The organism is Phaeobacter sp. CAU 1743 (assembly GCF_039839315.1).
Classification (GTDB): Bacteria; Pseudomonadota; Alphaproteobacteria; order Rhodobacterales; family Rhodobacteraceae; genus Phycobacter; species Phycobacter gallaeciensis_A.
In genome coordinates this window covers 1-8,787 of record NZ_JBDOQR010000107.1, presented here as the reverse complement: position 1 = coordinate 8,787, position 8,787 = coordinate 1, and the positions used below count along the sequence as shown (strand labels likewise).

The window sequence follows — 8,787 nt, the reverse complement described above, 5'->3', positions numbered from 1 at the left end:
TGGAAGTATAGGTATTCTTGGTCATGGCGTGATCTCCCTGGCGGTTGCTGCCGCCGGTTGGGTGGGTGGATGTTCACCCGGAGATTACGCCGCCTTCAAATTTCCACCAACTCCGAGACACGACCCGCTGCCGCCAGTCGCGGCGGTGTTGGAGAGTGACGCCGATTTGCGGCGCCGTATGTTCCTGGCCTTCGAAGGGTTGAGCACCGCAGGGCCAGTTGGCGGCTATGTATTTCACGCCCTTGGCGCGGATTCCGACGTGGCAGATGCCAGCGTTCAAAGCCCGGCGCCGGGTCAGGTGCTGGTTACCGTTTTGTCGCGGACGGGGGACGGCACGGCGAGCGCCGGGCTGCTGTCTGCTGTCGAAACAGCCTTGAACGCCGATGATGTGCGGCCGCTGACAGATCAGGTTTCAGTCCAGAGCGCTGCAATCCTGTCCTATGCCATTGATGCGACCCTGACCGTGCTGCCGGGGCCTGACAGCGCAATTGTGCGCCAGGCGGCTGAGGACGCCGCTGCGGCCTATGCGGCTCAACAGCACCGGCTGGGCCACGATGTAACGCTTTCTGGCCTGTACGCCGCCTTGCACCGGCCGGGGGTGCAGAATGTGGATCTGGCGAGCCCGTCTGTTGATCTTGTCGCGGACGATGGGCAGGCAACTTATTGCAGCGGTATTACCGTGACTGTGGGGGGCGCCGGTGTCTGACAGTCTTTTGCCCCATAACGCTAGCCCGCAGGAGAGAGCGATCGAGGCGGTAACAGGCCCGGCCATGGCCCCGCCTGTTTTGCTGCGCGCAATCTGGGACCCGGATAGCTGCCCCGTGGATCTGCTCCCCTGGCTTGCTTTTGCCTTTTCGGTCGACGTCTGGGACCCGGAGTGGTCCGAAGCCACCAAGCGGGAAGTAATCAAGCGCAGTTTCGAGGTCCATCGCAAGAAGGGCACCCGCAAAGCCGTTGAAACTGCCTTGGCCGCGATGGGCTTCAACACCGATCTGTCGGAGTGGTTCGAGCATGGTGGCGATCCGCACACCTTTCGAATTGACGCCTTTGGAGAGGATATTTTCGACGCCGGTTACCAGGTTGATGCGGCGCTCTTGGAAAGGGTGACGCGGGCAATTGAAACGGTGAAGCCCGCGCGGTCCCATTTCGAGCTGCGGATCGGGGAAAGCTTCGCCGGGGCAGGCGAGATCCGCAGCGGCGCCCGTCCCGCCCATCTGCACCGGCTTGAAACGGACGCAGAGTTGCGCCCGGCGCTTGCGCCTGCCGAGGCACGGTTGCGCACAGGGTTTCGTGCAGCGCTCCTGTCCGAGGTGACACACGATCCGCGCCCGCGGGCAAATCTGGTGCGTGCCGCTGCCGGTATCGCGCTGGGCAACCGCGTGACCCAGGTCAGTGAACAATTCCACGATGTGAAAAGGAGGGCAGCTTAATGCCGTCGACACTCTTGACCGATGTTGCGGAGGCCAAGATCACCGCCGCTTCCGGTTCCGGCACTCAAGTCGCGATCACACATATCGCGCTGGGTGATGGAAACGGCGCAAACTATGGCCCCAGCTTCTCGCAGACCGCATTGCAGCGGGAGCTGGCGCGTCAGGCTATTGAAACCCGCCACATCGTCGGCGGGAATGCTTGGCGCGTGAAGGCCGAGTTCGGCCCGGAAACACCGGCGTTTTTCGTTCGCGAAATGGGCTTTTTTGATGCCGACGGTGATCTGATTGCCATCTGGGCAGGCAATGACGTGCAGGCGCGTCAGACGGGCGCAATCACCTACCTGGTCGATCACGTCCTGAGTTTTAGCCGGGTTGCGGAGGGCGTGTTGATCGTGAACGCGCCTGACGATGTGCTGTTTGACCTCGCTGTCACCACCGGGACCGCAATCGCAAATCTGCAACTCGAAACATTGCGCCAGGCGGATGCGATCCGTGCCGCGCATGGTTCTTATTGAGGAGGCCTGAAAATGGCGACAAGCACGGAACAAATCAACACTCTGATCGCAAGCAACACGGCCCTGATGGAGTATTTCCAGGGCGCGCGTGATCAGATCGACGCGGATCTTGATGCCGCAGCTTTGCGTGTCGGCGATACGAACCGCCTGATCTACGTAGACCAAACCAATGGTGACGACGCCAATGATGGCACAGTAGATGCGCCAGTTCAGACCCTGACCCGGGCAAAGAATATGTCGGTCTATAACGGGGTTCTCGATATCCGCCTCAAGTCGGACTACCATCACGACAAAACCCTTATTTTCCGTAACGGACAAATCAACATTCGCTCGGATACCGGTGGGGTCAAACGCAAATTCACGAGCGCTCCCGTATCAGTGGACACGGCTACATCCACTCCGTCACTTTCGAACGGCACGGGGTATTCCATGTTCCTCTTCAAGGATATCGAACTTGAAATGTGCACTGCGGGCGCGGGGGTAGTGAGTAAACGGTTGCTGTCGTGTACCGGCCTGACTTCCGTGATGATGATCGACTGCGATATCACGTTGCCTGCCGGTTCTGATCAGTGCCTCATGTCGCCTGTCAACAATCACGGCATGGGGCTCGGCATCCAGTCGACCACCTACCCGGCGGAGATGCCGGGGCGCTGGATCGAAGGGATCGCCGCTGCAACGGACCCGAACACCGTGCGCAATCTCGCATTCACCAACCTTACTTCGCTCTAAGGAGGGCAATGGAATGGACTATACCGTTGAACATGGCGGGCGCGTTTTTGCTGCAATGACGCAAAATCAGCTTGTTGCCCATGGCGTACCGGCAGACGCGATTGACGCTGCTATGGCCGAGGCCCGCGGCAAGGCTGTGTCTGCTGAATGCCGTCGTCGGATCTACGCTGCCGCCAGTGCGGAAACGCAGATGAACATGGCAACTGCCGCTGCTGTGATTTCTGGCAAGGCCGCGGATGATCGCTCCGACGATGAAAACACGATCCTCGCGGGTGTCAGCGCGGCCCTGGCCTGGGTCACAGCAATGCGCGCCAACGTTGACACGCTTAAGACTGCGACAGCCGCAGACTATTTGTCCGACGCGGAATGGCCTGACCTTCCTGCCGAAGCGGCTTCGGTGGTTGAACGGTACTGATCTGCCGAAAACGTGTTTCAATCGGGCGCGCCCTCTGGTGACGGGAAAACCGCCAGAGGGCGCGTTTCGTTTTTTTCCGCATAGTCGCTGCAACACGCATTTAGCAGCGAGGGCAAAATGGCTGGTTTTCTTCATGGCGTCGAGGTGATCGAGATCGACTCGGGGCCGCGCCCGATCCGAACCATCAGCACCGGCGTTATTGGTATCGTTGGGACGGCTCCGGGGGCAGACCCCGAAGCCTTTCCCCTAAACACTCCGGTGCTGATTGCCGGGAGCCGTCGCGAGGCGGCGGCCTTGGACGTGACTGTCGACAGCACCGGTGGCGGGACATTGCCCGGCGCGCTTGACGGGATCTTTGATCAAGCGGGGGCAGTCGTGATCTGCGTGCGCGTCGACGAAGGTGTCGACGAGGGCGAGACCATGGCGAATATTATCGGCGGGGTGAACGCGACAAACGGCCAGCTTGAGGGCGTTCATGCTCTGGTCGGCGCCGAAAGTGTTGTCGGGCACGCGCCGCGCATCCTGTGCGCGCCGGGCTGGACGCACCAACGCCCCGAAGATGAAGGCAACCCGGGCACCTACTTTGCCAACCCTGTTGTTGCCGAGCTTGAAGGCATCGCAGACCGGATCGCGGCAGTGATCATTGCCGACGGTCCCAACACGACGGATGCCGCCGCGCAGCTCTACGCCGGGGATTGGGGCACGTCTTCGCGGATCTACGTTATTGACCCGTGGGTGAAAGTGCTCAATGCCGCTGGTGATATCGTCGATGAACCGGCGTCCGCGCGTGTCGCTGGCGTGATCGCTCGTACAGACAACGACGATGGCTTTTGGGTGTCACCTTCCAACAAGGGTATTTTCGGCATCATCGGCACGTCGCGCCCGGTTGATTTCAAGCTGGGTGATATCTCGAGCCGGGCCAACCTGCTCAACGAGAATGACGTCGCGACCATCATCCGTCAGGATGGCTATCGCCTGTGGGGGAACCGCGTGCCGACGGCAGACCCGAAATGGCAGTTCCTTTGCGTGCGCCGTACCGCCGATGTGCTGAACGAAAGCATTCAGCGCTCGCATATGTGGGCCGTGGATCGCGGGATCACGAAAACCTATCTCGAGGACGTCGTCGAGGGCGTGAACGGCTTTATCGCGAACCTGGTGGCGCAAGGCGCCATTTTGGGCGGCGAATGCTGGTCCGACCCGGATCTCAACAATGCCGCGAGCGTTCAGAATGGGCAGGTCTGGTTTAACTTCGACTTTACGCCCGTCTATCCCGCCGAGCGGGTGACCTTCCGCTCGCATCTTGTGAATGACTACATCAAGGAGGCGCTGGGCTAATGGCTATTCGCAACATCCTGAAAAACTTCAACCTGTTCGTTGATGGCCGTGGCTATGCTGGCGAGCTGGGTGACTATACCCCGCCGAACCCGTCTATCGCGGCCGAGGAATACCGCGGCGGCGGCATGAACGGCCCTACCGATATCGACATGGGCATGGAGAAGCTGACCACAACATTTGTTCTGCGCAACTATAGCGCCGATGTGTTGGCCCTCTGGGGTATCGCGCCGGGGCGCCTGATCCAGACCACCGCACGCGGCGCGCTGGAAAGCGAAGATGGCACCGTAACGCCGGTGATCCACAACATGCGCGGCAAGATCCTCATGTCGGATCGCGGCACCTGGTCGCCCGGGCAGTCTGCAACCCTGACCGTGAACATGACGCTCGAGGCGTTCAAGGAAACCGTTGGTCAGCGTGTCGTCTGCGATATCGACGTGATCAACATGAAACGGATCATCGACGGGGTCGATCATCTGGCAGAGCAGCGCGCCGCGCTGGGCATCTAAGGAGTAATCATGCAAAATCCCGCACTCCCCGCATACTGCAAGCACAACACCGACGGCGACCAAGAGACCGTGACCGTCACGCTGGCAAAGGGCATCACCGTCGGCGGCGAAAAGCGTAAAGAGGTCACCATGCGCGAGCCGACGGCAGGCGACAACATGGCCGCGCGCCAGATGGCAAAGGGCGATAATGCCGTCCACGAAATCACGCTGATCGCAAACCTGGCTGACCTGTCGCCCGAAGAGGTGCAAACAGCACCGATGCGCGATTACCGCCGCCTGCAAGAGGCGCTGGATTTTTTCAATGGCTGACGCCTGAGGCAGCGCGCCTTGGCGTGCTGCTGATCGCGCGCGAGACGGGCTGGTCATGCGCCGAGATCTCCGAAATGAGCGTCAGCCGCATGACTTGGTGGCTTGAAGGTCTGAGGAAAATCAATGGCAAAAAATCAGCGCCTTAACGCCACCGTCAGCATCGGCGGTGTCGTCGAAAACTCATTCCGCAAAGGAATCGGCTTTGTCCGGTCTGGCTTTGACAAGGTCGGGCAGAGCATTCGCGATGTGAAGGCACGCCAAAAAGAGCTGTCGCGCACCCGCAAGGATCTGCTGAAACAGGGAAAATCGGTCGAGCATCTCGACCGCGAGTATGAGGCGTTGGAGCGCACGCTCGAGGATCTGGCGCGCAAACAGCGGCGCTGGGAGCGCGCGATGCGGGATAGCGCCCGCGTCGGCAAGACATTCGGCGACATGACGCAGCGGATCGGGCGCCTTGCGCGGCGTTCTGCAATTGGCATTACAGCGGCGGGCGCCGGGATCTTCGCGCTGACGAGCTCTACCGCCTCCTATGGTGATCAGGTCGCCAAGACGGCAGGAAAGCTGGGCATCGGGATCGAGGCGCTGCAAGAATACCGCTATGCGGCAGAGCGTTCGGGGGTGTCGACTGAGACGTTCGACAGCTCGCTGACAGCCATGCAAAAGCGCCTGGGCGAGGCTGCGCAGGGCACCGGTGCCGCGAAAAAGGCGCTCGACCAGATCGGCCTAAGCGCAAGCGACCTAATCGCCATGGGGCCGGAAAAGGCCATGGCGGCAATCGCGGACAAGATGCAGGGGATTGAAGCGCCAGCCGAACGCGCGGCGATTGCGGCGGCTTTGTTCAGTCGGTCGGGTATCGGCATGGTCAATATGCTGGGGTCTGGCTCCGAAGCGCTGGCCGAGCTGCGCAAGGACGCCAGCCGAACGCGCGGCGATTGCGGCGGCTTTGTTCAGTCGGTCGGGTATCGGCATGGTCAATATGCTGGGGTCTGGCTCCGAAGCGCTGGCCGAGCTGCGCAAGGACGCCCGCCGCACGGGCTATGTGTTGAGCGAGGAAGCCGCCCGGGATGCCGAGGCCTTCGCTGACGCGCAGCTTGACGCACAACTGACGATCAAGGGCCTCAAAAACACCATCGGCGCGGAACTGATGCCAGTGGTGACGCGGTCGATGCAGCGGTTCAGCGAATGGGCCGTGACCAACCGGGACGACGTAGCGGCCTTTGCCGACACCGCCGCCACCAAGCTCGAGGCAGCGTTGCCGGTGATCGGTCAGGTGGTCGACGGAATGGGCGAGGTGTCGCGCACGATTGGCGGCGTGGTTTCCAAGGGCGCCGAAATGGTCGGGGGCTGGAAGAATTTCGGAATCGTGGTCGGGTCGGTCTTCGCGGCCCGCACCATCGGCAGCGTTTTGAGCTTCGGGGTTGCCGTCGGGCGCCTGGGCGTGTCCATGGCTGCGCTGATCCCATGGGGCACGGCTGGCGCTGGTGCCATGAAACTCCTGTCGGGTGGGCTCGCCTTGGTCAAAGCGGGGATCGGTGCTGTCGGCCGCGCCATGCTGATGAACCCTATCGGTCTGGCCGTCGCCGGGATCGCTGGTGCCGCATATCTGATTTATGACAATTGGGAGAGCGTCGGGCCATGGTTTGGGCGCCTCTGGGATGGGGTGAAAGGGACGTTTGGCGGCGTGGGCCGCTTTATCTCAGGTGTCTGGCGTGGCGATATGGATGCCGCCGCAGCAGGCCTGTCCGATGCTTGGGAAGGTGGGAAAGCGATCCTGTCGACAACACTCGACGGAATCGGCGCCGTGTTTCGGTTCTCATGGGAGCGCGGGATCAAGCCAATCACCGACAAGTTGGGGATCACCAGTCACATCACAGCGGCTTGGGACAAGCTGAGCGGTTTCTATTCTCGCCATTGGGACGGAGTTAAAGCGGTTTTTGGCGGCTTTGGTCAGTATGTCTCTGGTGTCTGGCGTGGCGATATGGATGCCGCCGCAGCGGGGCTGTCCGATGCCTGGGAAGGTGGGAAAGCGATCCTGTCGAATACCTTTGACGCTATCGGGGCCGTGTTTCGGTCGACATGGGACAACGTGATCAAGCCGGTAACCGACAAGCTGGGGGGTACCGAGACCATCACCGGTGCTTGGGACAGCGCAAAGACCATGGTCGGCACTGCCATCGGCGAAGTCGGCAAGGTGCTGAAATCGACCTATGACGGCACAATCGGTCCCGTGATCGAGGCCATGGGCGCAACCGGCGGGATCTCTGCCGCATGGCAGGAGGTGCAAGACGCTATCGGTGCCGTGATCGACTGGCTGGCGGAAAAGTTCGACTGGCTGATGGAAAAGCTGCAACCCGTCCTCGACGGTCTATCATGGCTGCGGGACAAGGGAGCCGGTGCCGTATCGGGCATTCAGGGGATCGGCTTAGGCATTCGGGATTGGTGGAATGGGGAAGGCGAGGGCGCAGAAGCGCCGACCGGTGCAACGGTACGGACCCGGGAAATCCCGCAACAACCCGGGCCGGGCGAGCCTGTCGGCAATGCGCGGCGTGCAACAGAAGCCACGCCCAAAGGCGTTTCAGGCTCCTACTTGGGCGGCACCATTGGCCGAGGCTTCCGTGAGGTGGGCGAACAGGGGCCAGAGACGATCTGGACCTCGAAAGGCGGCTATGTTGCCCACGCCAACGCGACAGAGCGTCTGGCGCGCCTGTCTGACCGCGCTGGGCCTGTTCTGGACGCGCTGGGCGCTGGATTGCAACGGGCCATGGCTGGCGCGCAGCAGGCCGTTGCGCCGGTGGTGCAGCGTGTCGAGGTGGTGGGCGATCAGATGCAGAGCCGCGCAACCGCCCCGCAGATACAATCTGCGCAACCCGCGCCGGTGATAATCCATGCTCAAATTCACGCGGGCAGCATGAACCCGCAAAGCCTGATCGACGAGCTGGAACGCCGCGGGCGCGAGGCGCAGGCGGGGGCGCTCTATGACCAGCCGCACGATTACGGACAATACGGGGGCGCATGATGGCCGGAACGATGATGCAGCTTGGCGCCTATCAGTTCAGCGTCGACAACGCCGCGTATCAGAACCTCGAGCGGTCAACAGAATACCGATGGGCCGCGCAAGAGCGCGTCGGCGCGCATGACGCCTTGCAGTTCACCGGCTTTGGCGCGGACACGATTTCCCTGCGCGGGGTGATCTATCCGCACTTCAAGGGCGGGCTGGGTCAGCTCGACAAGATGCGCCGACAGGCGTCTATCGGAATTCCCTTGCCGCTGGTGGCAGGGACAGGGCGCATTCTGGGCGTCTGGGTGGTCGAGAGCGTGCGGGAAGGCCAACGGACATTCGGGGAGCAAGGCGCGCCTCTGTGGCAGGAATTTGGGATCAGCATTCGGAGGTATGACGGTGGGCTCCGCAGTCTTCTACCATTCTAAGAGCCCGATTTGAAACTAATTGAGTGAGTTCAGGAGGTTGTGTTTCTGTTCGGGTACGACACTGAACGGAGACCACGATGGCCTGGACCGAACTCACCCGCAGCCAGCATGCCCGTGAGGGC

11 protein-coding genes are annotated in these 8,787 nt (G+C 61.6%); all 11 read left to right on the top strand.

Going from position 1 to position 8,787, the window contains the following annotated elements; genetic code table 11:
* Nucleotides 1-706 (top strand): baseplate J/gp47 family protein (locus tag AAFO90_RS23100; RefSeq protein WP_347510937.1); only part of this gene is annotated, 706 nt, incomplete at its 5' end.
* Entirely contained in the window at nt 699-1,430 is a 732-nt protein-coding gene (locus AAFO90_RS23095) for a phage tail protein I (protein ID WP_347510936.1), read from the top strand. The genes AAFO90_RS23100 and AAFO90_RS23095, both read left to right, overlap by 8 nt.
* Nucleotides 1,430-1,945, top strand: a complete 516-nt coding sequence (locus AAFO90_RS23090) for a phage tail protein (RefSeq protein WP_347510935.1) — start codon at nt 1,430-1,432, stop codon at nt 1,943-1,945. The genes AAFO90_RS23095 and AAFO90_RS23090 overlap by 1 nt, the downstream gene beginning before the upstream one ends.
* A gap of 12 nt (nt 1,946-1,957) precedes the next feature.
* Nucleotides 1,958-2,674: a hypothetical protein gene (locus tag AAFO90_RS23085; protein ID WP_347510934.1), complete on the top strand. Its 717-nt coding sequence runs from the start codon at nt 1,958-1,960 to the stop codon at nt 2,672-2,674.
* Nucleotides 2,675-2,687: 13 nt separating this feature from the next.
* Nucleotides 2,688-3,089: a hypothetical protein gene (locus AAFO90_RS23080; RefSeq protein WP_347510933.1), complete on the top strand. Its 402-nt coding sequence runs from the start codon at nt 2,688-2,690 to the stop codon at nt 3,087-3,089.
* A 117-nt stretch (nt 3,090-3,206) separates the two neighbouring features.
* Nucleotides 3,207-4,424, top strand: a complete 1,218-nt coding sequence (locus AAFO90_RS23075) for a phage tail sheath C-terminal domain-containing protein (RefSeq protein WP_347510932.1) — start codon at nt 3,207-3,209, stop codon at nt 4,422-4,424.
* Nucleotides 4,424-4,930: a phage major tail tube protein gene (locus AAFO90_RS23070; protein WP_347510931.1), complete on the top strand. Its 507-nt coding sequence runs from the start codon at nt 4,424-4,426 to the stop codon at nt 4,928-4,930. Before AAFO90_RS23075 ends, AAFO90_RS23070 begins: the two co-directional genes overlap by 1 nt.
* Nucleotides 4,931-4,939: 9 nt before the next feature.
* Nucleotides 4,940-5,239, top strand: a complete 300-nt coding sequence (locus tag AAFO90_RS23065; RefSeq protein ID WP_347510930.1) for a phage tail assembly protein — start codon at nt 4,940-4,942, stop codon at nt 5,237-5,239.
* A gap of 123 nt (nt 5,240-5,362) precedes the next feature.
* Nucleotides 5,363-6,322 carry a hypothetical protein gene (locus AAFO90_RS23060; protein WP_347510929.1) on the top strand — a complete coding sequence of 320 codons (960 nt, stop codon included), beginning with the start codon at nt 5,363-5,365 and terminating at the stop codon, nt 6,320-6,322.
* Entirely contained in the window at nt 6,207-8,255 is a 2,049-nt protein-coding gene (locus tag AAFO90_RS23055; RefSeq protein ID WP_347510928.1) for a phage tail tape measure protein, read from the top strand. Before AAFO90_RS23060 ends, AAFO90_RS23055 begins: the two co-directional genes overlap by 116 nt.
* A complete protein-coding gene (locus AAFO90_RS23050; protein ID WP_347510927.1) occupies nt 8,255-8,665 on the top strand; it encodes a phage tail protein in 411 nt (136 codons plus the stop codon). Before AAFO90_RS23055 ends, AAFO90_RS23050 begins: the two co-directional genes overlap by 1 nt.
* Nucleotides 8,666-8,787 lie beyond the last annotated feature (122 nt).

Coding starts and splice junctions, on each gene's coding strand:
- AAFO90_RS23085 (WP_347510934.1), top strand. CDS start 1,958: ATGGCGACAAGCACGGAACAAATCAACACTCTGATCGCAAGCAACACG.
- AAFO90_RS23055 (WP_347510928.1), top strand. CDS start 6,207: ATGGTCAATATGCTGGGGTCTGGCTCCGAAGCGCTGGCCGAGCTGCGC.
- AAFO90_RS23075 (WP_347510932.1), top strand. CDS start 3,207: ATGGCTGGTTTTCTTCATGGCGTCGAGGTGATCGAGATCGACTCGGGG.
- AAFO90_RS23090 (WP_347510935.1), top strand. CDS start 1,430: ATGCCGTCGACACTCTTGACCGATGTTGCGGAGGCCAAGATCACCGCC.
- AAFO90_RS23065 (WP_347510930.1), top strand. CDS start 4,940: ATGCAAAATCCCGCACTCCCCGCATACTGCAAGCACAACACCGACGGC.
- AAFO90_RS23070 (WP_347510931.1), top strand. CDS start 4,424: ATGGCTATTCGCAACATCCTGAAAAACTTCAACCTGTTCGTTGATGGC.
- AAFO90_RS23050 (WP_347510927.1), top strand. CDS start 8,255: ATGGCCGGAACGATGATGCAGCTTGGCGCCTATCAGTTCAGCGTCGAC.
- AAFO90_RS23080 (WP_347510933.1), top strand. CDS start 2,688: ATGGACTATACCGTTGAACATGGCGGGCGCGTTTTTGCTGCAATGACG.
- AAFO90_RS23060 (WP_347510929.1), top strand. CDS start 5,363: ATGGCAAAAAATCAGCGCCTTAACGCCACCGTCAGCATCGGCGGTGTC.